This is a genomic window from Pseudomonas trivialis, assembly GCF_036864995.1.
GTDB classification, from domain to species: Bacteria; Pseudomonadota; Gammaproteobacteria; order Pseudomonadales; family Pseudomonadaceae; genus Aquipseudomonas; species Aquipseudomonas trivialis.
Window position 1 is genome coordinate 1,012,568 of sequence record NZ_CP142151.1, and the last position, 24,884, is coordinate 1,037,451.

Annotated in this window: 22 protein-coding genes and 1 pseudogene; 6 read left to right on the forward strand and 17 right to left on the reverse strand. The window is 63.2% G+C overall.

The window, feature by feature from the left end; all coding sequences use genetic code 11:
- Nucleotides 1–114: 114 nt before the first annotated feature.
- On the forward strand, nucleotides 115–1,272 hold the full coding sequence (locus VRB54_RS04395; protein ID WP_338479660.1) for a transporter substrate-binding domain-containing protein: 1,158 nt from the start codon (nucleotides 115–117) through the stop codon (nucleotides 1,270–1,272).
- Nucleotides 1,273–1,281: 9 nt separating this feature from the next.
- Here the strand turns inward: VRB54_RS04395 and VRB54_RS04400 are convergent, their stop codons facing one another.
- The 5 genes from VRB54_RS04400 to VRB54_RS04420 form a co-directional block, all read right to left on the reverse strand.
- Nucleotides 1,282–2,025 (reverse strand): YkgJ family cysteine cluster protein, encoded by a 744-nt coding sequence (locus VRB54_RS04400; protein WP_338479661.1) that lies wholly within the window; start codon nucleotides 2,023–2,025, stop codon nucleotides 1,282–1,284.
- 108 nt (nucleotides 2,026–2,133) lie between these two features.
- Nucleotides 2,134–2,616 carry a GNAT family N-acetyltransferase gene (locus VRB54_RS04405; protein ID WP_338479662.1) on the reverse strand — a complete coding sequence of 161 codons (483 nt, stop codon included), beginning with the start codon at nucleotides 2,614–2,616 and terminating at the stop codon, nucleotides 2,134–2,136.
- A 3-nt stretch (nucleotides 2,617–2,619) separates the two neighbouring features.
- Nucleotides 2,620–3,522: a chemotaxis protein gene (locus tag VRB54_RS04410; protein WP_338479663.1), complete on the reverse strand. Its 903-nt coding sequence runs from the start codon at nucleotides 3,520–3,522 to the stop codon at nucleotides 2,620–2,622.
- Nucleotides 3,523–3,658: 136 nt separating this feature from the next.
- Complete coding sequence (locus tag VRB54_RS04415; protein WP_338479664.1) at nucleotides 3,659–4,633, reverse strand: D-glycerate dehydrogenase; 975 nt, start codon at nucleotides 4,631–4,633, stop codon at nucleotides 3,659–3,661.
- Nucleotides 4,634–4,978: 345 nt separating this feature from the next.
- The gene (locus VRB54_RS04420) at nucleotides 4,979–5,947 is read right to left on the reverse strand and encodes a LysR family transcriptional regulator (RefSeq protein ID WP_209988790.1); all 969 of its coding nucleotides are present in this window, start codon (nucleotides 5,945–5,947) and stop codon (nucleotides 4,979–4,981) included.
- A gap of 181 nt (nucleotides 5,948–6,128) precedes the next feature.
- On the opposite strand from VRB54_RS04420, the gene VRB54_RS04425 reads away from it, so the two are divergent.
- Genes VRB54_RS04425 through VRB54_RS04440 form a run of 4 tightly spaced genes read left to right on the forward strand, consistent with a single transcriptional unit; the run spans nucleotide 6,129 to nucleotide 10,779 of the window.
- Nucleotides 6,129–7,586 carry an efflux transporter outer membrane subunit gene (locus tag VRB54_RS04425; RefSeq protein ID WP_338479665.1) on the forward strand — a complete coding sequence of 486 codons (1,458 nt, stop codon included), beginning with the start codon at nucleotides 6,129–6,131 and terminating at the stop codon, nucleotides 7,584–7,586.
- Nucleotides 7,583–9,718, forward strand: a complete 2,136-nt coding sequence (locus VRB54_RS04430; protein ID WP_338479666.1) for an FUSC family protein — start codon at nucleotides 7,583–7,585, stop codon at nucleotides 9,716–9,718. Before VRB54_RS04425 ends, VRB54_RS04430 begins: the two co-directional genes overlap by 4 nt.
- Nucleotides 9,708–9,908, forward strand: coding sequence for a DUF1656 domain-containing protein (locus VRB54_RS04435; protein ID WP_338479667.1), 201 nt, complete (start codon nucleotides 9,708–9,710; stop codon nucleotides 9,906–9,908). Before VRB54_RS04430 ends, VRB54_RS04435 begins: the two co-directional genes overlap by 11 nt.
- Nucleotides 9,909–9,918: 10 nt before the next feature.
- Nucleotides 9,919–10,779 (forward strand): HlyD family secretion protein, encoded by an 861-nt coding sequence (locus tag VRB54_RS04440; protein WP_338479668.1) that lies wholly within the window; start codon nucleotides 9,919–9,921, stop codon nucleotides 10,777–10,779.
- A 229-nt stretch (nucleotides 10,780–11,008) separates the two neighbouring features.
- Here the strand turns inward: VRB54_RS04440 and VRB54_RS04445 are convergent, their stop codons facing one another.
- From VRB54_RS04445 to VRB54_RS04475, 7 genes and pseudogenes are all read right to left on the reverse strand, one after another.
- The gene (locus VRB54_RS04445) at nucleotides 11,009–11,911 is read right to left on the reverse strand and encodes an HlyD family secretion protein (RefSeq protein ID WP_338479669.1); all 903 of its coding nucleotides are present in this window, start codon (nucleotides 11,909–11,911) and stop codon (nucleotides 11,009–11,011) included.
- Nucleotides 11,908–12,558 (reverse strand): annotated as a pseudogene (locus tag VRB54_RS04450) (ABC transporter ATP-binding protein); the annotation flags it as partial. The pseudogene VRB54_RS04450 and the gene VRB54_RS04445, both read right to left, overlap by 4 nt.
- Nucleotides 12,559–12,667: 109 nt before the next feature.
- Complete coding sequence (locus VRB54_RS04455) at nucleotides 12,668–13,798, reverse strand: ABC transporter permease (protein ID WP_338479671.1); 1,131 nt, start codon at nucleotides 13,796–13,798, stop codon at nucleotides 12,668–12,670.
- On the reverse strand, nucleotides 13,798–15,180 hold the full coding sequence (locus tag VRB54_RS04460; RefSeq protein ID WP_338479672.1) for an efflux transporter outer membrane subunit: 1,383 nt from the start codon (nucleotides 15,178–15,180) through the stop codon (nucleotides 13,798–13,800). Before VRB54_RS04460 ends, VRB54_RS04455 begins: the two co-directional genes overlap by 1 nt.
- Before the next feature lie 221 nt (nucleotides 15,181–15,401).
- Entirely contained in the window at nucleotides 15,402–15,803 is a 402-nt protein-coding gene (locus VRB54_RS04465; protein ID WP_338479673.1) for a DUF4440 domain-containing protein, read from the reverse strand.
- The gene (locus VRB54_RS04470) at nucleotides 15,804–16,616 is read right to left on the reverse strand and encodes an SDR family oxidoreductase (RefSeq protein ID WP_338479674.1); all 813 of its coding nucleotides are present in this window, start codon (nucleotides 16,614–16,616) and stop codon (nucleotides 15,804–15,806) included.
- Nucleotides 16,617–16,630: 14 nt separating this feature from the next.
- Entirely contained in the window at nucleotides 16,631–17,095 is a 465-nt protein-coding gene (locus VRB54_RS04475; RefSeq protein WP_338479675.1) for a multidrug transporter, read from the reverse strand.
- Nucleotides 17,096–17,373: 278 nt separating this feature from the next.
- Between VRB54_RS04475 and VRB54_RS04480 the strand changes: the two genes are divergently transcribed.
- Entirely contained in the window at nucleotides 17,374–18,579 is a 1,206-nt protein-coding gene (locus VRB54_RS04480; protein ID WP_338479005.1) for an ISL3 family transposase, read from the forward strand.
- A 79-nt stretch (nucleotides 18,580–18,658) separates the two neighbouring features.
- Here VRB54_RS04480 and VRB54_RS04485 read toward each other — a convergent pair whose 3' ends face one another.
- The 5 genes from VRB54_RS04485 to VRB54_RS04505 form a co-directional block, all read right to left on the reverse strand.
- Entirely contained in the window at nucleotides 18,659–20,110 is a 1,452-nt protein-coding gene (locus VRB54_RS04485) for a mannose-1-phosphate guanylyltransferase/mannose-6-phosphate isomerase (RefSeq protein ID WP_209988827.1), read from the reverse strand.
- Between the two features lie 49 nt (nucleotides 20,111–20,159).
- Complete coding sequence (locus tag VRB54_RS04490) at nucleotides 20,160–20,816, reverse strand: alginate O-acetyltransferase AlgF (protein ID WP_338479676.1); 657 nt, start codon at nucleotides 20,814–20,816, stop codon at nucleotides 20,160–20,162.
- A 16-nt stretch (nucleotides 20,817–20,832) separates the two neighbouring features.
- Nucleotides 20,833–22,011 carry an alginate O-acetyltransferase gene (locus tag VRB54_RS04495; RefSeq protein WP_338479677.1) on the reverse strand — a complete coding sequence of 393 codons (1,179 nt, stop codon included), beginning with the start codon at nucleotides 22,009–22,011 and terminating at the stop codon, nucleotides 20,833–20,835.
- Between the two features lie 11 nt (nucleotides 22,012–22,022).
- On the reverse strand, nucleotides 22,023–23,555 hold the full coding sequence (locus VRB54_RS04500; RefSeq protein ID WP_015371217.1) for an MBOAT family O-acyltransferase: 1,533 nt from the start codon (nucleotides 23,553–23,555) through the stop codon (nucleotides 22,023–22,025).
- 216 nt (nucleotides 23,556–23,771) lie between these two features.
- Nucleotides 23,772–24,881: a mannuronate-specific alginate lyase gene (locus VRB54_RS04505; protein ID WP_338479678.1), complete on the reverse strand. Its 1,110-nt coding sequence runs from the start codon at nucleotides 24,879–24,881 to the stop codon at nucleotides 23,772–23,774.
- Nucleotides 24,882–24,884: the final 3 nt, after the last annotated feature.

Consider the following 24,884-nt stretch of genomic DNA (forward strand, 5'->3'; position numbering starts at 1 on the left):
GCGCTTAGACACTTTCAAGCGCCTGCTAAAAAGTTGCCTGCTGGAAATTTGAGTGCGTTCGGGCGTGAGTGATTGACCGGACGCCTCCCACCCTCTTTGCACAGGACAGTTTGTATGACTAGAAGAATACTTGCGCTTTCCCTGGTGCTGTTTGCCGGGAGCGGATGCGCGGTCCCGCCGCCGCCTGCCGCACCTTGGAGCGAGATACGTTTTGGCGTCGAAGCCGATGTGAAGCCGTTCGAGTACCGGGATGAGCGAGGCGAGCTCAAGGGTCTGGATATAGAACTGGGCAATGCGCTGTGTGCCGAACTCAACGCACGCTGTGTGTGGGTCGATCAGCCCTATGCCACCAATATTGCGGCGCTGCAGAGCGGGCGCTTCGATGCAATCATGCCGATGACGCCGACCCCGGCGCGGCGCGAAACCCTCGACTTCACCGACTTGCTTTATCCGTTGGAAAGCCGCCTGGTAGCACCTGCCGGGGCCAATCTGCTGCCCGATGCGCAATCGCTCAAGGGCAAGCGTGTCGGCGTATTGGCCGGCACCAGTCGCGAAGCCTTCGCCAAGGCCCGCTGGGCGCCCCAGGGTGTGGTGATACGCAGCTTCAACCTCAATGGCGAGTTGATCGCCAGCCTGTTGAAAGGCGAGTTGGACGCGACCTTGCAGAACACCATCGAAATCACCGAAGCCTTGTTGAACACCCCGAAAGGCGCTGCGTTTGCCTTCGCTGGACCCAGCATTGTCGATGAAATGCTCGGCGGCGGTGTTGCGATTGCCACACGCAAGACTGACCCCACTTTGACGCAAGCCCTCAACCGTGCCCTGCAACGCTTGAAAGACAACGGCAAATACGCGGCGATCACCCAGTCGTACCTGGCGCCGGTGGCCGCCGGGCCACAGCAGGCCACGATGGTTCACGTATCGGCAGGCGCTGGTCTGCCGTTTTCGCAAACCGTGCAACTGGGGCAAACCCTCTACCTCTCCGGGGTGCTGGGGCAGGATGAAAGCGGCAAGCTCGTGCGCGGCGGCATTCGCGCAGAAACGGCCCAGGCCCTTGAGAATCTGCGCAACACCCTCAAAAGCAGAGGCTTGGGAATGGACAGGGTGGCCAAGTGCACGGTGACTCTTGCCGACATCAACGATTTTTCGGCGATGAACAGCGTCTACACCCGCTATTTTCCGTCTGATCGCCTGCCGGCGCGTACCACGTTCGCCGCCGGCAAGCTGTTGGACGATGCCCGCATAGAAATCGAATGCCTGACCGGGCTGTGAGCTGGCGCGCTAGGACGCGCGCAATGAAATAAAGGCGTAATTGGCCGGCACCTGGGTGGCAATCCGGGCGCCGGCATCGAGCATCTGTTCGGCAATGTCCATTGCCGACACATGAAACACCCACTCGTTGCTCTCTGCAGGCCGTTCCATCGCCAATTCGATCGCCTGGGCAAAGGCGTTCATATCCGGCAGGTACGCGGCAAATCCATCCCCTTTCAGGGCGGTGGTGCAGATGCCCAGCAGCGCACACACCGCCTCCTTGGTCTGCACGTCATCGCGGTCGGCCTGGCGTGAACGCCTGATCAGCTCGACCAACTCCCCATCCACCAGTTCACCGCCAACGATCAGTGCCGGGCCCTGTTCCCAGGATTCCGGCGGGCAGTCCTTGGCACCGGGGTTGAGCGGGATGTGCGGGTTGATTTCCATCGGGTAGATGCGACACACCAGCGGACGACGCTCATAGATGCCGCAGCGGTTGTCTTCGTCAAGATTCCGGCAGCGCCCGGCGTTGTAGGCGGCAAAGGTGATCGCCACGAACGCCTCGGCCGTGCCGCTGGGCACCACCACCGAGCGGCGCTCGGCATGCTCGCGTTGGTCTGCCGGAAGGCCCAGGCCATTGCCGAGAAAAGCTTCCACCAGAATGATGACATTGCCGCCGTCGGCCGCCCACTGGCGGGCCTCTGCGAGGGTGAGGGGCACATGATGGTCAGTGCAGCACTTGCCGCAACCGACGCAGGAAAAATGAGTGTTCATGGCGTATCTGTCACCAGGCAAGGTCAGAGGGCGCTCTTGAACGGCGGCGGTTTTTTACCGCTACCCAGCGTTCAGACTCTCTGGAAGCAAGTTATGCGCCAGTGGTTGTCAGGTGTCAGGCACCAGGCCGCGCAGGACGAATCTCATGCCGACACTTTCATACAGCTGCCGAGCGCGCAGGTTGCTTTCACGTACCTTGAGGTCGACACAGGGTTCGCCGCGCTGCTTGAATACTGCAAAAGCGTGCAACAACAAGGCCCGGCCAAGCCCCTGGCCCTGGGCGCAGGGGTGTACGGACAGGTTCTTGATAAATGCGCTGGTCCAGCATTGCGCCACGCCAAGGACGGAATCCGCGCGCCTGACCACCAGGCACAACGCAGGATCGAACTCGGCATCGGTGAAAAACGACTGGCGCCATTGCGCCAGGCTGGCAACGCGGCCACCGCCCTGGTCTTCGGTCAGGCGCAACAGCGCATGAATCAACGGCGCCAGCTCGTCGCGGTACGGCTCCAGCCGAATATCCTGCGGCCACTGCGGCGCGGGCAGACTGCCCGTGAGGTCGCGCCGCAGCAACTGGTAATACTCGGTCACCCTTTACAGGCCCTTTTGCGCCACGGTTTGCGCGGCCACCACCAGGCACTTGGTCAACTCGGGCGAGGAGAACTTGGTCAGCACCGCATCGGCCCCGGCCAGGCGGGCTTTTTCGCTGTTCATCGCGCTGTCCAGGGAGGTGTGCAGCAGCACGTAGAGGTTCTGGAAGTCCGGGGTTTCACGCAGGGTGCGGGTGAGGGCGTAGCCGTCCATTTCCGACATTTCGATGTCCGATACCACCACGTTGATCTGCTCGGCGGTGCCTTGCAGCTCCAGCAGCACATCGATGGCTTCCTTGGCGCTGCGCGCGGTGTGGCAGGTCAGGCCGAGGTTGCGCAGGGTGTGCACCGATTGCTGCAGGGCCACCTGGCTATCGTCCACCACCAGAATGCGGGCGTTGCCGAGCACTTCGGCCTCGTCCATGGTCAAGTCGGTGGGCGCCGCCTCAATCGGTGCCGGCGCGATGCCGTGGATCACCTTCTCGATATCCAGCACTTGCACCAGGCCGCCTTCCACCTGAGTCACCCCGGTGATAAACGCACGGTTACCGCCCGAGCCGTAGGGCGGCGGGCGGATGTCGGTGGTCAGGCAATGCACGATCTTGCTCACCGCCTGCACATGCAGGCCCTGCTTGGAGCGACTCACATCGGTGACGATCAGGCAGCCACCGTCCGGGTCCGCCAGGGGCATTTCACCCAGGGCCCGGCTCAGGTCGATCACGGCCAGCGAGTTACCGCGCAGGGTGGCGATGCCTTTGACGTGCGGGTGCGACTCCGGCAGCTTGGTCAGCGGCGGGCAGGGGATGATTTCGCTGACCTTGAGCAGGTTGATCGCCATCAGCTTGCCGCTGCGCAAGGTAAACAGCAGAAGCGAGAGTGAGTCTGCGCGGGCTTTGGTGGTGGGCATAAAAACCTTCTGTGGATCAGGGAAGACAGTCTATGAACCTTTATCGACTTGAAGAAGCCAGCCTTTAACCGATTTTTCGTTCATGTGGCGACCCAATGTGAGAGGGAGCAAGGCCCCTCCCACAATGTGTGTGCTGTCAGCCCTTCCACACCTGCGGGTTCACCAGATCCTGCGGGCGCTGGCCCAGCAGGGCGCTGCGCAGGTTGTCGAGCGCGCGGTTGCCCATGGCTTCGCGGGTTTCGCCAGTCGCCGAGCCAATGTGCGGCAGGGTTACCGCATTGCTCAACTGGAACAGCGGCGACTCGGCCAGCGGTTCCTGCTCGTACACATCCAGCCCGGCGCCGCGAATGGTCTGATTCTGCAAGGCCTGGATCAACGCCGGTTCATCCACCACCGGGCCTCGGGAAATGTTGATCAGGATGGCACTGGACTTCATCAGCGCCAGCTCCCGGGTGCTGATCAGATGACGCGTCTTGTCGCTCAATGGCACTACCAGGCAGACAAAGTCTGCCTCGGCCATCAGTTGCTCCAGGCTGCGAAACTGCGCACCCAGCTCCTGCTCGAGGGCGGTCTTGCGGCTGTTGCCGCTGTACAGGATCGGCATGTTGAAACCCAGGCGCCCGCGCCGCGCCACGGCGGCACCGATATTACCCATGCCGACGATACCCAGGGTCTTGCCGTGCACATCGCAGCCAAACAGCGGCGCGCCAACGCTGGCTTTCCACTGCCCGGCCTTGGTCCAGGCGTCCAGCTCGGCGACCCGGCGTGCGCTGCTCATCAGCAGCGCAAAGGCGAGGTCAGCGGTGCTTTCGGTCAGCACATCCGGGGTGTTGGTGAGCATGATCCCGCGCTCATTGAAATACGCCACGTCATAGTTGTCGTAGCCCACCGACACGCTGGACACCACCTCCAGTTTGCTCGCGCCCTGCAACTGCTCGCGGCCCAGCTTGCGCCCCACGCCGATCAGACCGTGGACATGGGGCAGGGCTTCATTGAACTGCGCGTTGATGTCGCCGAGCTTGGGATTGGGCGCGATTACCTCGAAATCCTGTTGCAGGCGTTCGATCATGGGCGCGGTGATACGGCTGAAGGCGAGGACAGTCTTTTTCATGGCAGGCGGGCTCATCGACTACGGAAGAATGCCAGGCACGCTAACATCCCCACTGACAATTGTCAGGCCGCGCAGCCAGCACGAGCGGGCTTTGTTGTGGCAAGCCCTAATGCCGTTCAGTTAAGGAAAATGTGTGGGCTTATTGTGGCGAGCGGGCTTGGCCCGCGTTGGGGTGCGAAGCGCCCCCAATCAAGAAACCCTCGGTATACCTGATACTACGTGCAGGCTGGTTTTGGGGCTGCTGCGCAGCCCAACGCAGGACAAGCCTGCTCGCCACAGGAATCTGCGCTTAACTGGACGGCCTTTTAAGCCACAGCGATCTGGTCACCTGAAATAGCGGACAGCTCAGTTCGCCAGCCGCGCCCCGCTGAGGCTGCCGCTCAGCTCATACGCCACCAGCTCCGCCTGATGCGCCGCCAGAATCTCCGGCAACGAACCGCGCAGGTATTCCACCCAGGTCTTGATCTTCGCATCCAGGTACTGGCGCGACGGGTAGATGGCGTACAGGTTCAGTTCCTGGGAGCGGTAGTTGGGCATCACCCGCACCAGCGTGCCGTTGCGCAGGCCCTCGATGGCCGCATACACCGGCAGCAGGCCGATGCCCATGCCGCTGGTGATCGCGGTTTTCATTGCGTCGGCCGAGTTCACCAGAAACGGCGAGCTGTTGATCGCTACGCTTTCCTGGCCTTCGGGGCCGTTGAAGATCCATTTGTCCAACTGGATCACCGGGCTTACCAGACGCAGGCAGGCGTGGTTGAGCAGGTCATGGGGGCGATGGGCGCAGCCCTTGGCCTTGACGTAATCCGGTGAGGCGCAGGCGATGCTGTAGGTGATGCCCAGGCGCTGGGAGACGAAGCCCGAGTCCGGCAGCTCGCTGGCCAGCACGATGGACACGTCGTAGCCCTCGTCCAGCAGGTCGGGCACGCGGTTGGCCAGGGTCAGGTCGAAGGTCACGTCGGGGTGCGTGCGGCGGTAGCGGGCGATGGCGTCAATCACGAAATGCTGGCCGATACCGGTCATGGTGTGCACTTTCAATTGCCCGGCGGGGCGCGCATGGGCATCGCTGGCTTCGGCCTCGGCTTCCTCGACATAGGCCAGGATCTGCTCGCAACGCAGCAGGTAGCGTTTGCCAGCTTCGGTCAGGGCGATGCGGCGGGTGGTGCGGTTGAGCAAGCGGGTTTGCAGGTGGGCCTCAAGGTTGGAGACCGCGCGCGAGACGTTGGCGGTGGTGGTGTCCAGTTGCACGGCGGCGGCGGTAAAGCTGCCGGCTTCGGCCACGCAACTGAACGCGCGCATGTTTTGCAAAGTGTCCATGGAGAGTTCTCAGGGGAGATGACAAATTGTGACAGAAAGTGGCCCCGTCCAGTGATCCCTACCAGCGGATTGTCGCGTGAACGGTAACAAAGATTCACAGGAATGCCAGCTTATCCTCCTCCAACGCCCCGCCTAGAATTGCGCCGCCTCTCCCGCACCCCACCTCAGGAATTCGCTTGCCGTGCCGCGTCGCATCAGCAGAGAGCTGAAGACTCTCAGTGTTTGGGCTTTATCGTTAGCAATCAGCGGCTGTCTCGGAACCGCAGGCATCGCCCCCCAAGGCCAGTCCTTGAACGCCGATAACCTGGCCACCGATGAGGCTATCCAGCACGCCGCCCAGGACGCGCACTGGCCCACCGCGCAATGGTGGCAGGCCTACGGCGATCTTCAGCTCAACCGCTGGGTCGAGCTTGCCACCCAAAGCAGCCCGAGCATGGCCATGGCCGCCGCCAGAGTGCGTCAGGCACGGGCGCTGGCCGCAATTGCCGAGTCGGCCGAATCCCTGCAGATCAACAGCGACACCACCCTCAACCGCCACCACTGGCCGACGGATCAGTTCTATGGCCCTGGCGAGCTGAGCGGGTCGACCACCTGGGACAACACTTCATCCCTGGGCCTGAGCTACGCCCTTGACCTGTGGGGCCGCGAAAGCAATGCCACCGAGCGTGCCGTCGACCTGGCCCATGTGAGCGCGGCCGAGGCGCGCCAGGCTCAACTCGAGCTGCAAAACAACGTGGTTCGCGCCTATATTCAACTGTCGTTGCACTACGCCAATCGCGATATCGTGGCGGCCACGCTGGCCCAGCAACAGCAAATTCTCGACCTGGCCAATAAGCGTCTGGACGCGGGCATCGGCACGCACCTGGAGGTTAGCCAGGCCGAAACCCCATTACCGGAAACCCGTCGCCAACTGGACGCTCTCGACGAAGAAATCGCCCTCGGCCGCAACCAGCTGGCGGCGCTCGCCGGTAAAGGACCCGGCGAGGGCGCGCAGTTGCAGCGCCCGACGCTGTCACTCGCCGCGCCGCTGAAGTTGCCATCGCGCCTGCCTGCGCAGTTGCTCGGTCAGCGCCCGGACGTGGTCGCCAGTCGCTGGCAGGTCGCGGCGCAGGCACGTGGCATCGATGTCGCGCAGGCCGGTTTCTACCCCAATGTCGACCTGGTCGGCGGCCTTGGCTACATGGCCACCGGCGGCGGCTTGCTGGCCTTTCTGGCCGGCAACAAATTCAATTACACCCTCGGGCCGGCGATCACCTTGCCGATTTTTGATGGCGGGCGTTTGCGTGCCGAGCTGGGTGAAGCCAGCGCCGGGTATGACATCGCCGTAGCGCACTACAACCAGACCCTGGTCAATGCACTCAAGGGCATCAGCGACCAACTGATCCGCCGCGAATCCATGGACAAGCAAGCCTCTTTCGCCGCGCAATCGGTGGCGTCAGCGCAGAACACCTATGACATCGCGACCATCGCCTACCAACGCGGCCTCACCGACTACCTCAATGTGCTGAACGCGCAGACCCTGCTGTTCCGCCAGCAGCAGGTCGAGCAGCAGGTGCAGGCCGCACGCCTGAGTGCCCATGCCGAACTGGTGACGGCACTGGGCGGCGGCCTCGACGCCGGGCAGGATGCGCCGCAATGAAATACCTGCAGGCCCTTGAATGGCGCCGTGGTTTCTTCGACTGGGCGCGCAGCGACGGCGTGACCTGGGTATATATCTTCAAGGTGCTGATCGCCGCGTTCCTCACGCTGTGGCTGGCCATGCGCCTTGAATTGCCGCAACCGCGCACCGCCATGATCACCGTGTTTATCGTGATGCAGCCGCAGAGCGGCCAGGTGTTCGCCAAGAGTTTCTATCGCTTGCTCGGCACCCTGGCCGGCTCGGCGGTGATGGTGTTGCTGATCGCGCTGTTTGCGCAGCACACCGAACTGTTCCTCGGCGCGCTGGCGATCTGGGTTGGCCTGTGCACGGCGGGCGCAACGCGCAACCGCAACTTTCGCGCCTATGGTTTTGTGCTGGCCGGCTACACGGCGGCAATGGTCGGCTTGCCGGCGCTGGCACACCCGGACAGCGCCTTTATGGCGGCGGTGTGGCGCGTGCTGGAAATCTCCCTGGGGATCGTGTGTTCCACTCTGGTCAGCGCCGCGATCCTGCCGCAGACCGCCAGCGCCGCCATGCGCAATGCGCTGTATCAGCGTTTTGGCGTGTTCGCGCTGTTTGTCACCGACGGCCTGCGTGGGCGCAACCAACGCGATGGTTTCGAAACCGCCAACGTGCGTTTTATCGCCGAGGCCGTGGGCCTGGAAGGGCTGCGCAGCGTCACGGTGTTCGAAGACCCGCACATGCGTCGGCGCAACGGTCGGCTCAACCGCCTCAACAGCGAATTCATGAGCCTCACCACGCGCTTCAACGCCCTGCATCAGTTGCTGGCGCGACTGCGGGCGGGCGCCGCCGATCACGGGGTGGATGCGATCAAACCGGGCCTGCAGGAACTCGCAGATCACCTCGATGGTTTCTCGGGCCGCGCCCTCACCAGTGCCGACGCCGCACGCCTTGCCGAGCAACTGCGCGCCTATCGGCAAGACCTGCCCACTGCGCTGCGCAGCCTGCGTGCGCACTTTGAGCAGGGCAGCCCGGGCGACGCCGAGCACCTGGATTTTCATACCGCCTGCGAGCTGCTCTATCGCTTCGTCGACGACCTTTACAACTACGCGCAAACCCACGCGTCCCTGGCCGATCATCGCCATGCGCGCGAACAAGGGAACGAACCCTACACCCCCAAAACCAACTGGCTGGCTTGCGCCGCTTCGGGCATTCGCGCGGCGTTCATCCTGATTGTTCTGGGCAGTTACTGGGTGGCCACCGCCTGGCCCAGCGGCGCCACCATGACGCTGATCGCCGCTGCGACGGTCGGCCTTTCAGCCGCCACGCCCAACCCCAAACGCATGGCGTTCCAGATGGCCTGCGGCACCTTGATCGGCGCGCTGGCCGGGTTTGTCGAAATGTTCTTCATCTTCCCCTGGATCGACGGTTTCCCGCTGCTGTGCGTGGTGCTTGCGCCGGTGATCGTGCTGGGTGCCTTCCTCGCCTCACGCCCGCAGTACGCCGGGGTGGGACTTGGCCTGCTGATTTTCTTCAGCACCGGCTCGGTGCCGGACAACCTCACGGTCTACAACCCCTACACCTTTATCAACGATTACCTGGCCATGGTGATCGGCATGCTGGTGTGCGCGGCGGCCGGGGCGATCATCCTGCCGCCCAACAGCCGCTGGCTGTGGCGCCGCCTCGAACAGGACCTGCGCGAGCAAGTGGTGTACGCCATCGGCGGCAAACTCAAGGGCCTGGCCGCACGGTTTGAAAGCCGCACCCGTGACCTGCTGCACCAGGCCTACGGCCTCGCCGTCGCGCAGCCGCAGGTGCAACGCGACCTGCTGCGCTGGATGCTGCTGGTGCAGGAAGTCGGCCACGCGATCATTGAGTTGCGCAACGAGCAGGCGATGCTGCCGGTGCACCCGGCCTACGCCGAATTCCAACCGTGGCGCCACGCCATCCGCGTGATGGGCCGTGCGCTGATGCGCCTGTTCCTGCAACCCAACGCCGGCAATCTGGAGCGCGGGTTGATCGCCGTCGACCACGCGATCAGCCGCGTGCAGGCCACTGACGAACCCTTCGCCCCGCACTTCGACACTTCCGCCCTGCGCCGGGTCAAAAGCTACCTGCACTTTATCCGCACCTCGTTGCTCGACCCGCAAGGACCGCTGCATGCCTCGTGAAATCGCGTTCCACGGCCTCTACATGCCAAGCATCACCCTGATATTCCTGATCGCGGCGGGCCTTGCCTGGGCGCTGGATCGCTGTATGGCGGGGTTTGATCTGTACCGGTTCTTCTGGCACCCGGCGTTGCTGCGCCTGAGCCTGTTCGTCTGTCTGTTCGGCGCCCTGGCGCTCTGCATCTACCGTTGAGAATGTCCCGATGAAAAAGTTTTTCAGCCTGCTCGCCACCTTGCTGGTATTGGCGCTGGCGATCTGGATTGGCCGCACGCTGTGGGTGCATTACATGGACACACCCTGGACCCGCGACGGCCGCGTGCGTGCCGACATCATCAACGTCGCGGCCGACGTGACCGGCGAGGTGATCGAGGTGCCCGTGCGCGATAACCAGTTGGTCAAAAAAGGCGACCTGCTGATGCAGATCGACCCCGAGCATTACCGCATTGCGGTCAAGCAGGCGCAGTCCCTGGTGGCCTCCCGCAAAGCCACCTGGGACATGCGCAAGGTCAACGCCCATCGCCGCGCCGACCTCGACGCGCTGGTGATCTCCAGGGAAAACCGCGACGACGCCAGCAACATCGCCGACGCGGCCCTGGCCGATTACCAGCACGCCCTGGCGCAACTGGAGGCCGCCGAACTCAACCTCAAACGCACCCGGGTGCTCGCGGCGGTCGACGGCTACGTCACCAACCTCAACGTACACCGAGGCGACTATGCACGCATCGGCGAAGCCAAAATGGCCGTGGTGGACATGAACTCGTTCTGGGTCTACGGCTTCTTTGAAGAAACCAAGTTGCCCCATGTGAAGGTGGGCGACAGCGCCGATATGCAATTGATGAGCGGCGAGACCTTGAAAGGCCATGTGGAAAGCATTTCGCGCGGCATCTACGACCGTGACAACCCCGAGAGCCGGGAACTGATTGCGGATGTGAACCCCACCTTCAACTGGGTGAGACTGGCCCAGCGCGTGCCGGTGCGCATTCATATCGATCAGGTGCCGGAGGGTGTTTTGTTGGCGGCCGGGATTACCTGCACCGTGATCGTGAAGCCAATGCGGCACTGAACCTTGGCGAACTGTGGCGAGCAAGCTGTGACGGCGGTCTTTTGTGGCGAGCGGGCTTGCCCCGCGTTGGGGGGCGAAGCGCCCCCAATCCAGCAAAATGCGGTGTACCTGATACGCCTCAGCGCCTGGTTTTGGGGCTGCTGCGCAGCCCAACGCAGGACAAGCCTGCTCGCCACAGTAGCGGGCTTGCCACAGTAGCCCGTCTGCACAGGGCAGCATATGCCGATAGCTAAGGCCCAAACCGCACCAGCATGCGCTGCCCCACCCGCAGCGATGCCGGCGGTGGTTGGTCAAACGCGAGTATGCATTCGACTGTGCGCATATTGGCCCTGACCTGGGGGTCGTCTTCCAGGGTGCTGCTGCCCAGTACTGAGCTGATGCGCACAACATGGGCGGTCAGCGGCGTGGAGCCGTTGACGCTGTCGTCGGTGACCTCAGCTTTCATCCCCGGAACCACCACGCCGGTGAATGACTCATTCAACTCGGCGCGCACGATGCGTGGCTGGTTGGGCAGCAGCACGAATGCTGCGCCCGATTGTGCGGAGACGGCGGCGCCAGGCTGGATCAGGCGGCGGACCACCTCGGCGTCGATGGGCGCACGCAGGCTGCGCCGGGTCAGTTCGTGGCGGGCCGCCGTCAGCTTTCTTGCGGCTGCCTGGGCGTCGCCCTGATTCTTTTCAAGCGCGTCGCGTAACCGCGCAGCGCGCTCGCGGGCCTCGTCGGCGCTCTGGCTATCGCCGGCACCGGCGGCAGCGGCCGTGCTCAGGCGCGTGGCCGTTTGCTCGGCAAACGTGAGTTGCCTGGCCAGTTGCCGGGCCTCAACCTCCACCTGCTGTTGCTCCCCCAACGCGGCAGCCACCGCCAGTTGCGCGGCCTCACTGTCCAGTGTGGCGAGCAGTTGGCCCTGCTTGACGGACTCGCCTTCATTGACCTTGATCTCGGCCACTACGCCGTCACGCGTGACGCCCAGCCTGAGCAGGCCGCCCTCCACGTCGATGCGGCCGCGCGCCACCGCGAGGTAGGTCGGGGGCGCCGCAGCAGGCCTGGTCGGGACGTCTTCACGGGAGCAGGCGCTCAGCACCAGCAGTGCGCTGCTCAACAACAGCCAGGGGCGAAACAGACGTGGGTTCATGCGCAGGGTTCCTGGGCACCGGCGGTCGCCGCCGGTTGGAAGGGAGAAGGGGTGTCATTGAGGATGCGGCCGTCTTCAATGGTCAACACCCGGTCGGCATTGCTGATCAACCGCGGATCGTGACTGACGCACAGCACCGTGGTGCCCCGGGTGCGGGCGATGCGGTGCAGGATGTCGATCACGATGTGGCCGTTGGCGGCGTCCAGCGCACTGGTCGGTTCGTCGGCGAACAACAACTCGGGCGCCTTGGCCACTGCCCGCGCAATCGCAACGCGCTGCTTTTCGCCGCCGGACAACTCTGCCGGGCGCAGTTTCAGCCGGGCACCCAGGCCGACCTCTTCCAGCGCTTCGATGGCGCGTTGCTGGATTTCCCTGGCCGGCAGCCCGAGGTAGCCCAACGGCAGCGCCACCTGCTGCAGCGCGGTCAACGCCGGAAACAGGTTGAAGCCCTGGAACACAAAGCCGGTGTGCCGCAGGCGAAACTGCTCCAGGGCGCGTGCGTCGAGGCTGGCCAAGTCGTGGCCGAGTGCGCTGGCGCTGCCGCGGTCGGGCCGTTGCAGGCCGCTGAGAATCGCGAGCAGGGTGCTTTTGCCGCAGCCGGACGGGCCGGAGATCAGGGTCAGCTCGCCGGGGCGTATCGCCAGGGTGATGTCGTGCAGCACGGGGGTCACCACCCGTCCCGAGGTGAAGGATTTGCTGATCCCGCTGGCGTGCAGGGTGATGGGGGCTGCCGAGGTCAGGATGCTCATGGGCGGGTCATCTCAAAAGGCTCGCCGGGTCGGCGTGACGTAAGGTGCGGATGGCCGCCAGGCCTGACACCAGGGCCAGGGTCATGCTCAGCAACAGACACGCCAGGGCTGCGATGGGCGAGAGCTGCAGTGGCACGTTGTAGTAGCCGGCCAGCACGAAGAACAGCCCGGCCAGCACCGAACTGCCGAGCAGGCCCAGGGCCCCGACCCAGAACGCCTGCTCCATTACCACTTTGCGCAGGGCCGTGACGCCGACGCCGAGGGCGTTCAAGGTGGCGTATTCGCGGATCGAGCCGACGACCGCAGCCACCAGCGTCTGGCTGGTGATCACGGCGCCCACCAGAAACACGATGGCCGCCAGAAACAGCACGCCGGCCCCGGCGCCCGTGTCGAACATCCAGTACAACTGCGAGCGCTGGGCGAACTGTTGTGCCGTCCACACCGCGTAGCTGCCGAACGCGGCGCCGTCGCCCAGGCGTGCGGCAACCGCCTCGGACTGAGCCGGGTCGCGCACCTTGGCCACCAGGTAGGTAATGCGGTCTGCGGGCGCGGTGGTGTCGAGTTGTCGCGCGGTGGTCAGCGACGCCAGCACGTTCACCCCGCCCAACGCACGCAGGCCGCTGGCGATGCCGACCACGCGCACGCGATGGCCGTTGATGGTTGCGGCGTCCCCCAGGTTGACGCCCAGGCTGTCGAGGTCGGCGCGGTCGACGATCACGGCGCCGGGTTCGTCCAGGCGTGCGCGCAGATCGGTCGATAGCACGCGTTCAAACATCAGGCCTTGCGGGCCCGCGTCGATACCCGACACAAACACCGACACGCCGCCGGTGTCCCGTGCGCCGCGCCAATCGGCGTCGACCCAGCGAAACGGTTCCACTCGCACCACATCGGCGTCCATGCGCAAGCGCATCTCTACGCCGGCGTCGATGGGCCTGCCGAGGTTGACGCTCTGGGTGCCGGGGTAGCCAACCCACAGGTCGGCCGTGGAGCCGGTGATATAAACGCTGGCGCTGCCAAAGATGCCCAGCACGAGCGCGGCCTGCAGCAATTGCAGCAACCCGGCGAAGCCCACGGCAATGATTGCCGGCAGGAAGCGGCGCCATTCATGGATCAGGGTCAGGCGGGCGAGCGCGACCATCAGTGCGCTTCCTTGATTGCGCCTGCCGGCAACGGCGCGCCACCGAGCGCCTTGTACAGCGCGATGTAGGCGATACCCCGTTCAGTGCTGGCAGCGTCGGCCTTTTGCAGGGCCTGCTGGGCCTGCATCTCGGCGCCGACCAGCTCCAGCGTGCTCATCAACCCCAGCTGCGTGCGCTGTCGCAAGGCGTGCAGGCGTGCTTGCGTTGCTGCCTGGGCCTGGCGGGATGCCTGTTCACGCAAGCGTGTCTGTTCCAGGTCCCCCAGCGCCATTTCCACCTGGGTGACGCCTTGCAGGACTGCCTGGCGATAATCCAGCAGGGCGGCCTGCAGCAGGTGGTCGCTGGCGCGAGCGGCGCTGGCGCGTTGGCCCCAGTCGAACAACGGAATGCTGATGCCCGGCCCGGCCGAGAAAATGCCGTTGCCGCTGGGCGTGCGTTTGCGGTTGCTGGCGATGTTCACCGACCACTGCAACGAGGCGCCCAGGCTCAGGCGTGGGTACATGTCGGCGCGGCTCATGCCCAGCTCACCGGCGGCGACCAGCACCTGGGCCTCGGCGCCGGCGATTTCCGGGCGTGTGCGCAACAGGTCCGCCGGGAGGTTGTCGAGTTGCCACGGGCCAAGGGTGGGCAGCGGTCGCGGTTGCAGCCAGCGCGGTTCAGGTTCGGATTGGCCCGCCAGCAGCGCCAACTGTTGCGCGTGGCGGTTGATCAACTGACGCGGCGTGCTCAGGCTCATCTCGGCCTGTGCCAGTTCCACTTCAGCGGCGGCCACCTCGGCGGGCGAGGCCAGGGCGAGGTGCTCGCGCACCTGCAGCAGCGCCAGTTTTTCCCGCTGGGTGTCGCGCTGGCGTGTCAGGCTGAGCTGAGCCTGTTGCGCCGAACGCAGCTCCAGCCACTGCCGCGTGAGCTCGGCCACCAGTGACACCTGCACGCTGCGCACCTCGGCCTGCACCAGCGCCTCATGACCCCGGGCCAGGCGCTCGGCACTCTGCCGGGCGCCGAACAGGGGCAACTCCCACTGCGCATCGAAGCCGATCAGAAAGTAAGAGGTGCTGGTGTCGGGGCTGATCGCATCATGGGTCTTCACGCCCAGCGACGGCAGGTAAGGCGCCTGCGCGCTGCGGCTGAGCGCGCGGGTGGCACGCAATCGCTCGATGGCCGCGCCCACCTCAAGATTGTTGTGCAGGGCACGCATCACCAGGGCATCGAGTTCGGGGTCGTTGAAGGCGCGCCACCACTGATTGAAGTCGGGCTTGCGCGGCGCCAGGTCTGGCGGTGTGTTGCGCCAGGCCTGTGGCATGGACGGGTTCAAGGCCGGCAGGGGGGCTACCGAACAGCCGGCGATCAACACCAGAGACAGGATGCATAGCGTGCGACACAAGCGCGATCTGCTGAGAAACTTGATAGGGGTCACCCAAGGGAGTGATGGGGTCGAGGCGGACTGCGATCAACGACAAACACGAGAGGGGTCTGAGGATGCTGAGTCTGGATTCAGGACGCGACTCTACCCATAGCGCCCGTTCAGTTCTGTAGCGAAATTGTATTGCGGCGAAATGAGGGGGCTGGCGACCGCGCGCGGGCCAGCCTTGGGGAAGCGGCCGATCAGGCCTGGCAATAGGTCTCGTGCAAATGGCGCCACAGCAGGGCGCCGCTGGCCAGCTTCTCGAACACCACCGTGGCCCGGCGGTCTGTCTGGGTGCCGCTGTCATCGACCTGATGCTCGCGGTAACTGACGATGGCCCCACGCGCGTGCCGGTCAATGCCGGTCAGCTCGCTCAAGGTGATCTTCAACCCCGGCCGCTGTCCGCCGAGCCGCGTAAACAGATAATTGACACCGGCGGCATTCATGCGCGTTCCGGTGGACGGCGCAATCATGGTGAACTCCGGCGAAAAGCGCGGCAGCAACTGTTGCAGCGTGCCCTCCGGCGCGACACCGGCGAACCATTGCTCGATCTCGATGTGGGTCTGGATCACTTCTTCGAAAAAGTCGCTGTAGTCGATCATTTATAAACTCCCATTCAAGTCAAAGCGTTTCTTCAATGCTTTTTCCAATAAGCCCTTGGGCAACAACGCCGCCATCAGCGGCAACACCCGGCTGCCATTGCCCGAGCGCAGCAGGCGCGGGGGCTGTTGCCGTTGCGCGGCCTTGAGCACATGCGCCGCGAATACGCTGGCGGGTGTCGGCTTGTCCTGTGAGGCCTGGGTGCGGGCGCGGATGCTTTCGCGCAGGGGCCACCAGGGTGATTGTTCGTTGATCAACTGCTCGGCCTGGGCGCCGGCGTTTTTTGCGAAGTGGGTGTCGATCGCGCCGGGCTGCACTTCCATCACGCGGATGCCGAACGGCGCCAGTTCCATGCGCAGGGCATCGCTCAGGGCGTGCACGGCGGCTTTGGAGGCGCAGTAGGCACCGGCAAACGGGGTGACCAGCACACCGGAGACGCTGCCGATGTTCACCACCAGGCCCTTGCTGCGACGCAGGGCCGGGAACAGCGCCTGGGTCACGCCGACAATGGAAAACACGTTGGTCTCGAACTGGCGCTGCATGGCCTCGGTACCGCCGTCGAGCAGCGGCCCCATGCCGCCGTAGCCGGCGTTGTTGACCAGCACATCCAGCTCGCCCAGTTGTTCGGCCAGGTGCTGCAGGGCGGCGCTGTCGTTGACGTCCAGTTGCACGGCCCGCAAGCCTGCGGCGGCGAGGGCGGCGACATCGTCCGCGCGGCGGGCGCTGGCCCACACGTCGAAGCCTGCGCCTTTAAACGCGTCGGCCAGGGCGCGGCCGATGCCGCTGGAGCAGCCGGTGATGAGTACGTTGGGCATGGGTCAATCCTTTGTCAGTCCGAGAAGCTGCCTTGCAGGTGCTCGGCACGAAATTCCAGGGTTTGCGCGCGGTAACCGGGGCGCAGCGGCGGGGTGGGCAGGCAGTCGTCCCAGGTGGCGCCGGCCTGCAGCTCACCGGGGCCGCGATAGCGCGGAGCGGCGTAGACGTTGTCGGCCAGGTTCACGCTGTCGCCCGGTGCGTAGGCGGCGACGCGCCAGCGCAGTTCGGTGAGGGGTACGTCGTTGCCGTTGTTCAGGGTCAGTTTCAGTGGGCGGTCGGCGGGGCATTCCTGGGGTGCGTAGACGATGCGCAGTTCAAGGTGCGCCAGTTGCGAGGCTTCGCGGTTGTCCAGCCACACCACCCACACCGCGACCAGACCCAGGCCTGCGGCGGCGGCCAGGGACACCGGCAAGGCTTTGGCCGGGTAGCGCAGCAGCAGGATCAGCCAGGTGATGATCAGGAGAACGCCGAAGAACATGGAGACTGCCTCGCGAATGGATGGACCATCCTACTGTGGGGGAGGCGGGTTGACTATCCGGTGTGCTTTCGCACGCTATCGCAGGCAAGCCAGCTCCCACAGTTGACGGTGTTCGCAGACCTGAGTGTGGGAGGGGGCTTGCTCCCGATGGGGCCTTCACAGTCGCCAGCAATCCAAAAAAAGGTTCTTCACGGAATCCCGGGAAAGACAGAAACAAGAACGCCGATTTGATTGATGATGTTCGTGCGAGCAAACACATCTAACAAACCGGCGTTCTTATGCGCGATATTAATACTTTCCTTCCTTTTTGGGAGGGCTTTTCTGTCGTCACGATCAAGACTGATGGTGACACCCTACAGATCGATCTGGCTCCCCACGCCACTCGATTTCCTTCCTGCGGTGGCTGCCAAAAACCTTGTTCAACCACTCATGAGTATTGCGAGCGAACCGTTCGTGATCTTCCCATTCTCGGTCGCGCGGTACGCCTCAGCGTTTTGCTCAGGCGGGTTGGCTGCCGCGACTGTGGCAAACGCATGGAGGCCGTCAGTTGGCTGGATCGCTATGCCCGGATGACGCGCCGCTTGGCGGATGCGGTCATTCAAGCCTGCGAGCGCCTTCCAACCCTGCACGTGGCACAGATGTTTGGCCTGCATTGGGACACCGTTCGGTTGCTGGAGCGTCGAGCCTTACAGGCGGCGTTGAGCACGCTGCCAAAGGCGCAGCCACGACGCCTAGTGATGGATGAATTCGCGCTGTTCAAAGGGCATCGCTACGCCAGTGTGGTGTTGGATGCCGATACGCGAAGAGTGCTATGGATTGGCGAAGGCCGTAGCAGGGCGGCGGTTCGGCCCTTTTTCGAAGAGCTGGGGCCAGAGGGATGTGCTCGAATCGAAGCGGTTGCGATGGACATGAATACCGCTTTTGACCTGGAGGTCCGTCAGCACTGCCCGAAAGCGCGAGTGGTCTACGACCTCTTTCATGTGGTGGCCAAATATGGCCGAGAGGTGATAGATCGGGTCCGCGTCGACGAGGCCAATCGACTGCGTCATGACAAGCCGGCTCGCAAGGTCATCAAGCAGGCGCGATGGCTGTTGCTGCGCAATCCGCAGAATCTGAAAACGCCGGAACAACAGGTTCGTTTGCAGGATTTGTTGGCGGCCAACCAATCGCTGATGACGGTTTATTTGATGAAGGCTGAGCTCAAAACGCTCTGGACAGCAAGCGCTGCCTGGGCTTGGCGAGCGGCTTGGAAACAATGGCTGCGCCATGCTCATGAAAGCGAAATACCGGCTCTGGTGCAGTTTGCCAAACGGCTAAAGGGTTACTGGCGAGGCATCGTAAGCCGGGTGCGCTGGCCGATGCACACCGGTCAGCTGGAAGGAATAAACAATCGAATAAAGGTGATCAAGCGGATGGCGTACGGTTACCGGGATAGCGAGTTCTTTTTCATGAAGATCAAGAGCGTCTTTCCCGGTAATCCGTGAAGAACCAAAAAAGCCCCCACCCGGCCCACTGCGGATAGGGGACGCAGTGGGCCGGGTGGGGGCTTGTTCTACGACCGTGTTACTGCGCGATAGTTTTCACCGACACGCCACGTTCAATCGGCGTCGAGCGGCCGTAGATGTCTTCGAAGCGCTCGATATCGTCTTCGCCCAGGTAGCTGCCCGATTGCACTTCGATGATCTCCAGCGGGATCTTGCCCGGGTTGCGCAGGCGGTGCACCGAGGCGATCGGGATGTAGGTGGACTGGTTCTCGCAGAGCAGGAACACGTTCTCGTCACAGGTGACTTCGGCGGTGCCGCTCACCACGATCCAGTGTTCGGCGCGGTGGTGGTGCATCTGCAGCGACAGGCACGCGCCCGGCTTGACCGAGATGTGCTTGACCTGGAAGCGCCCGCCCATGTCCACCGAGTCGTAGGAACCCCACGGACGATAGACTTCGCAGTGGTTCTGGGTTTCGCTGCGACCCTGCTCGTTGAGGGTGTTGACCATCTGCTTGACGCCCTGGACCTTGTCCTTGTGGGCAATCATCATCGCGTCCTTGGTTTCCACCACGACGATATTGTCCAGACCGATCACCGACACCAGCTTGCCGTTGCCGTGCACCATGCAGTTACGGCTGTCCTGGATCACCACATCGCCTTTGCTCACGTTGCCGTTGGCGTCCTTTTCGTTGACCGCCCACAGCGAGGCCCAGCAGCCCACGTCGCTCCAGCCGGCACTCAGCGGCACCACGCAGGCGCGCTGGGTTTTTTCCATCACGGCGTAGTCGATGGAGTTGTCCGGGCAGCAGGCGAAGGTGGCTTCGTCGAAGGTCACGGTGTCGGCGGTTTGCTCGCTGCGCTCAAGGGTCAGCAGGCAGGTGTCGTAAATGTCCGGATCGTGCTTTTTCAGCTCTTCGAGGAAGCGGCTGGCGCGGAACAGGAACATGCCGCTGTTCCAGAAATAGCCGCCGCTTTTGACGAACTCGACGGCGCGCTTCTCATTGGGTTTTTCCACGAACTGCTCAACGCGGCTGACGCCTTCGGGCAGCAGCGAGTCGTTGGCCGACTTGATGTAGCCATAACCGGTTTCCGGGCGGGTGGCCGGGACACCGAACAGCACCATTTCGCCGCGCTCGGCGGCCACGGTGGCCAGGGCCAGCGCGCGTTGCAGGGCTTTCTGGTCGTCGATCACATGGTCGGCCGGCAGCACCAGCATCAGGTCGTCACGGCCTTCGTTGACCAGCATCATCGCGGTCAGCGCCACGGCCGGCGCGGTGTTGCGACCGAAAGGTTCCATCAGGATGCGCTGGCACTCGAGCTTGCGGGCGCTCAACTGCTCGTTGACGATGAAACGGTGGTCCTTGTTGCACACCACAATCGGCGCGTCCATGCCTTCGAACACCAGGCGCTCCAGGGTTTGCTGGAACAGGGTGTGCTCACCGGTCAGGGCCAGGAACTGTTTTGGGAACTGTTTGCGCGAAAGCGGCCAAAGACGTGAGCCGCTGCCACCGGAAAGGATTACTGGAATCATCGGTATTTCTCCTTGAATCGATTGAGTCAGAGTCAATTTCAAAAGCTAATCAGCGGGTCGATACCGGGCGTTTCACCCACACTGGCGACAGGCTCGAACCTGTGCCGGTGACATACAGCACCGCCGCTTCACCACGTTCCAACGCAACCGGCTTCACATCGCCGACTTTCTTGTCACCGTCATACAACGCCAGGCTTACCTTCACCGGGTTGATTTCACGCTCGCCACGGCCCTTGGCGGCCACCGACTTGACCACATCGGTCTTGCCGTCGGCGGTTTTCAGGGTCAGGGCCTTGTCGCTGAGGTTCTGCACGCGCACCAGGGATTTCTGCTTGTTCTTGAACGGCGGCTCTTCGATCAGCTGCGGCTGGCCGCTGCCGCTGTTGACCAGGGTGTAGTAGTGATCGGCGGCCAACTTGACCGGCACGGTCTGGCTGCCGACCTTGGCGCTGTAGTCACCGCCGGGCATGAAGCTGAAGTCGCTGCTGACCAGTGGCGCAACCTCACTGAGGTTGGTGTTGCCCACGGTGGCGCTGACTTCCTGGTTGCTGGCGTTGTAGATGCGCACAAAGCTCGAGCCTTTTGGCGCGGTGGGGCCGTACAAGGCAGCGTCACCACCGGCGAAGGCGGACATCGATACGAAGCTTACGCCGGCAGCGATGGTCAGGGACTTGGCGAGATGGCGCGCAGTTGTAGTGAAAGTCATGTGAGTTACCTCTCTTTCAGTTTTGCGCCCGGTCGGGCGTCTCGGATTTTTTAAGGGTGTTGTTCAACGCCATGTTTTGCTGGCGCATACCGGCTTGTTTGAGCTGCGCAACCCAGTCGGGGTCGGCGTCGCCGATTTCGTTGTTCACAGGCAGATAACGTTCAGGAAATTCCCAGATCAGCACTTGCGGCGGGGTGTTCTTGAAGTCATCGCTTTTCAGGTAGCTGAGCATCGGCAGGATCGGGCCGTGGCCGTCTTCGGAGTAGTTGATGACGTCGCTGTGCAGGGCCTGCTTGAGCGCACCGACGAAGTTCCAGTTGGGGTTGGCGCTGTAGCTGGTGCCCACCAGTGCCACCGGAGTTTCGCTGTCGGCAAACAGGGCGTCGTCGCCTTTGTCTTCAGCCAGGTGCGTCACGCGCTTTTGCAGGGGCTCCTTGGGCGGCATCAGGTTTTCGAACAGCGGGTCCAGGGGCAGGAACAGGCGCAGGTCACCTTTGTGCGGCTCGGTTTTTTCCGCTTCGGTGACAAAGCGCTGCGGCTCGCCGCTCAACGGCGTTTTCTCGGAGATGGTTTTGGCCAACTGCCTGGCCGCGATTTCCGCGCCGTCCGGGGTCCAGTGGGTGTCGGTGCGCAGGAACACTTGCGTGCCAGCCAGCTTGGCCTGTTGCAGCGGCCCCAGCAGGTCCGGCGCGACGATCTTGTCGGCGGCGACACGGGCGTGGAAGTCCTGGTACAGGTTGGCGTGGATGCTCGCCGGTTTCACCTCATCCAGGTGCTCCGGGTACAGGCGCACCTTGGCCGGCACAATCGCCATCACCAGTTGGATGCCACGGGCCTTGAGCTTCTGGCGTACGCCTTCGACCAGCGCGTAGTTGTCTTGCAGGTTCTGGTCCTGGTTGGCGATGGCGTTGAATTCCTCATCGCTGTACAGCCAGTGATCGCGACCCAGTACCACACCAGTGCGGCCTTCGTTGAACAGCTTGTAGTCCAGCGCTGCCCACAGGTTGGTGCCCAGGCGCTTGATCGGGAACTCTTTGTCGTAATGGGTCTCGACGGCCTTGGTCCAGCGACCGTTGAGCACGGTCGCGTCGGCGTTGGTGCTGAAGCCCATGAAGCTGCGCAGCGACCAGGCGCCCAGGGCCAGCAGCAGCGCCAGGAACAGGCTGATGTAGAGAACGCGTAATGAACGGGTCATGGTCGGCTCCCTCAGAATTGGAAGTAAAGGAACGGCGAGAAACTCTGCGCCGACAGTTTCAGAATCGACGCCACGAACAGCAGCAGCACCGCCGCGCGCATTGCGTAGCGTGGCCAGTCAGCGGTCCAGTAGGCCGGTTGCACGGCCGCATCGCGACCCACGCTGAAACCGGGCTGATGGATGCTGCCGGGGTTGTCGCCCGGTACCGCCTTGATCAGGCTCGGGTCGGCCGGTTTGGCTTTATCCGCAGGGCGGTTGGTGTAGAAGTCGCGCAGGCCGAAGAACGCCAGGGTGGCGTAGGCCACTACCAGGGTTGCCACTTGCAGGCCGGTGAGGCTGGAACGGTTGAGTTCCGACAGCGACCACTCGCCAAAGCTGAACATGGCGCCGTACATACGCCCGGCCACGTGCAGGTTTTCGGCGCGGAAGATCACCCAGCCCATCACCACCAGCAGGAAGGTGAAGGCCCAGCGCACCACGTTGAAGCTGCGCGGCGCGGTGTTCAGGCCAATGGCTTTTTCAATCGCCAGCCACATGCCGTGCCAGGCGCCCCACACAATGTAGGTAATGTTCGCGCCGTGCCACAGGCCACCGAGCAGCATGGTCAGGAACAGGTTGCGGTAGGTGGTCAGTGTGCCTTTGCGGTTGCCGCCCAGGGTGATGTAGAGGTAGTCACGCAGCCAGGTGGAGAGGCTGATGTGCCAGCGCCGCCAGAACTCGGTGATCGACTGGCTGATGTACGGCTGCTTGAAGTTTTCCATGAAGCGAAAACCCATCATCAAGCCCAGGCCGATGGCCATGTCGCTGTAGCCGGAGAAGTCGAAGTACAGCTGCGCGGTGTAGGCCAGCGCGCCGAGCCAGGCATCGCCCGTGGTGGGGTTTTGCAGGGCGAAGCAATGGTCGGCCACCACCGCGAGGGTGTCGGCGATGAACACCTTCTTGATGAAACCCTGCATGAACCGCGTGCAGCCCTCGGAGAATTTATCCAGGGTGTGCGTACGGTTGTTGAACTGGTCGGCCAGGTCGCGGAAACGCAGCACGGGGCCGGCGATCAAGTGCGGGAAGATCGCCACAAACGCGGCAAAGTCGATGAGGTTGCGCGTGGCCGGGGTGTCGCCGCGATACACGTCGATGATGTAGCTGATGGACTCGAAGATGTAGAACGAGATGCCGATCGGCAGCAGTACGTGGGTGAGGATGAACGGCTCCAGGCCCGCCGACTTCATCATCACGTTGATGCTGTCGACGCCGAAGTTGGCGTACTTGAAGTAGCCGAGAATGCACAGGTCGACGGCCACGCCCAGCAGCAGCCAGCGCTGGGCCGGCTTGGTACGCACACCGGCGGCACCGACCTTCAGGCCGATCCAGTAATTCCACAGCGTGACGGCGGCGAACAGCGCCAGGAAGTCCACTCGCCACCAGGCGTAGAACACATAGCTGGCAATCAGCAGCAGCAGGTTGCGATAGCGTTGCCCGCTCAAGTAGTACAAGCCGAGAAAGATCGGCAAGAACAGAAACAGGAACACATTGGACGAGAAAACCATCCCGATCTCTCCATGTTTAACCAACAGTCAAGGGCCAGAGCCCCCCAAACCCCCCACGAAAAGACGGGGAGGGCGGTACAACATTCCTACTGACGAAACCGGCTCAAACTGTGGGAGGGGGCTTGCCCCCGATAGCGGTGTGTCATTCAACACAGATGGCGACTGTTACACCGCCATCGGGAGCAAGCCCCCTCCCACATTTCTAACCGAGTTTGCTCAGGAACCTTTGTTGCCTTTTTCATGCGCCGGGTCGTAGACCTTGGTCAGGTCACCCCCCAGGCGGAACGTCTTGAACGGTTGCATGCCGTGCTTGCGCTCGATCACGTCAGGAGCGCAGGTGTAGAGGGTGCAGAAGGGTTCGAGCCAGGCGAATTTCATGTCCTTTTTCAGGTCCTTCATGTCCTGCTCTTTGCCGTTCTTCTGCTCGAAGATCTCCGGGTCCTTGACCCCGGCCAGCACCTTGTCGCCCAGGCGCTTGAGCGCGCTGTTGTTTTCCTGGCGCAGGTCCACACCGTTCACCAGCGCGAAACTGGCGATCATCGACAGCGGCGGCAGGGCGTAGTTGTGGTACGACAGGGCGCGTTGCTGGCGCTTCAATTCATTGGGCAAAAAGCCCTGGTCGTCGACCTGATTCACGCCGACCTTGTATTCCTTCACGGCCCAGTCAAACAGGTCGCGACGGTTGGTGGCGACGGACGTGGCCATCACCGACCAGGCGGCCCAGTAGGAATGGTTGTTGGTTTTTTCCAGCGGCAGGTTGTCCCAGTCGCTCACCACCTGGTCGGCCAGCTTGTTGAACCAGGCTTCGATCAACTGCGATTCCTGCTGGTGATTGGCCAGCGGGTGCGAGTCGGAGAACTTCAGGCGCACATAGGCCGAGGCCATGCTGCCCAGCGCCCATTTGCGCATGGACTTGCCGGTGTGGTTGAAGTCCTTGGACATCAAGGCGTCGGCCTTGGCCCACGACACCAGCCAGTTCAGCGTGCATTCAAGCTGCTGCGGACGGCCGTCGCGCATGAACTGCATCACGCGCTTGCTGGTGTCTTTTTCCAGCTTGGTGATGTCGGCGGTGCTGTCGCGAAAGGCTTTTTCCGACTGCAGGTTCAGCGTGGAACGTGCCTTGTCGGAGCCTTCGTACTTGCTGCGAAACTGCAACGGCCCGGTGTAGGGCGTGGGCATGGTGTCGCAGTTTTCCTTGAAGTCGCCGGTCTTGAACGCTTCGATCGGGGCGAAATAGCCCTGGGGCGGACGCAGCGGCGCGGCGGCGTTGGCGGCGCCGGCAAAGATCGCCAGGCCGAGCAACGATGGAATCAATAGCTTTTGCATAGG

Coding starts and splice junctions, on each gene's coding strand:
- VRB54_RS04395 (WP_338479660.1), top strand. CDS start 115: ATGACTAGAAGAATACTTGCGCTTTCCCTGGTGCTGTTTGCCGGGAGC.
- VRB54_RS04400 (WP_338479661.1), bottom strand. CDS start 2,025: ATGAACACTCATTTTTCCTGCGTCGGTTGCGGCAAGTGCTGCACTGAC.
- VRB54_RS04410 (WP_338479663.1), bottom strand. CDS start 3,522: ATGCCCACCACCAAAGCCCGCGCAGACTCACTCTCGCTTCTGCTGTTT.
- VRB54_RS04415 (WP_338479664.1), bottom strand. CDS start 4,633: ATGAAAAAGACTGTCCTCGCCTTCAGCCGTATCACCGCGCCCATGATC.
- VRB54_RS04420 (WP_209988790.1), bottom strand. CDS start 5,947: ATGGACACTTTGCAAAACATGCGCGCGTTCAGTTGCGTGGCCGAAGCC.
- VRB54_RS04430 (WP_338479666.1), top strand. CDS start 7,583: ATGAAATACCTGCAGGCCCTTGAATGGCGCCGTGGTTTCTTCGACTGG.
- VRB54_RS04435 (WP_338479667.1), top strand. CDS start 9,708: ATGCCTCGTGAAATCGCGTTCCACGGCCTCTACATGCCAAGCATCACC.
- VRB54_RS04440 (WP_338479668.1), top strand. CDS start 9,919: ATGAAAAAGTTTTTCAGCCTGCTCGCCACCTTGCTGGTATTGGCGCTG.
- VRB54_RS04445 (WP_338479669.1), bottom strand. CDS start 11,911: ATGAACCCACGTCTGTTTCGCCCCTGGCTGTTGTTGAGCAGCGCACTG.
- VRB54_RS04455 (WP_338479671.1), bottom strand. CDS start 13,798: ATGGTCGCGCTCGCCCGCCTGACCCTGATCCATGAATGGCGCCGCTTC.
- VRB54_RS04465 (WP_338479673.1), bottom strand. CDS start 15,803: ATGATCGACTACAGCGACTTTTTCGAAGAAGTGATCCAGACCCACATC.
- VRB54_RS04470 (WP_338479674.1), bottom strand. CDS start 16,616: ATGCCCAACGTACTCATCACCGGCTGCTCCAGCGGCATCGGCCGCGCC.
- VRB54_RS04475 (WP_338479675.1), bottom strand. CDS start 17,095: ATGTTCTTCGGCGTTCTCCTGATCATCACCTGGCTGATCCTGCTGCTG.
- VRB54_RS04480 (WP_338479005.1), top strand. CDS start 17,374: ATGCGCGATATTAATACTTTCCTTCCTTTTTGGGAGGGCTTTTCTGTC.
- VRB54_RS04485 (WP_209988827.1), bottom strand. CDS start 20,110: ATGATTCCAGTAATCCTTTCCGGTGGCAGCGGCTCACGTCTTTGGCCG.
- VRB54_RS04490 (WP_338479676.1), bottom strand. CDS start 20,816: ATGACTTTCACTACAACTGCGCGCCATCTCGCCAAGTCCCTGACCATC.
- VRB54_RS04495 (WP_338479677.1), bottom strand. CDS start 22,011: ATGACCCGTTCATTACGCGTTCTCTACATCAGCCTGTTCCTGGCGCTG.
- VRB54_RS04500 (WP_015371217.1), bottom strand. CDS start 23,555: ATGGTTTTCTCGTCCAATGTGTTCCTGTTTCTGTTCTTGCCGATCTTT.
- VRB54_RS04505 (WP_338479678.1), bottom strand. CDS start 24,881: ATGCAAAAGCTATTGATTCCATCGTTGCTCGGCCTGGCGATCTTTGCC.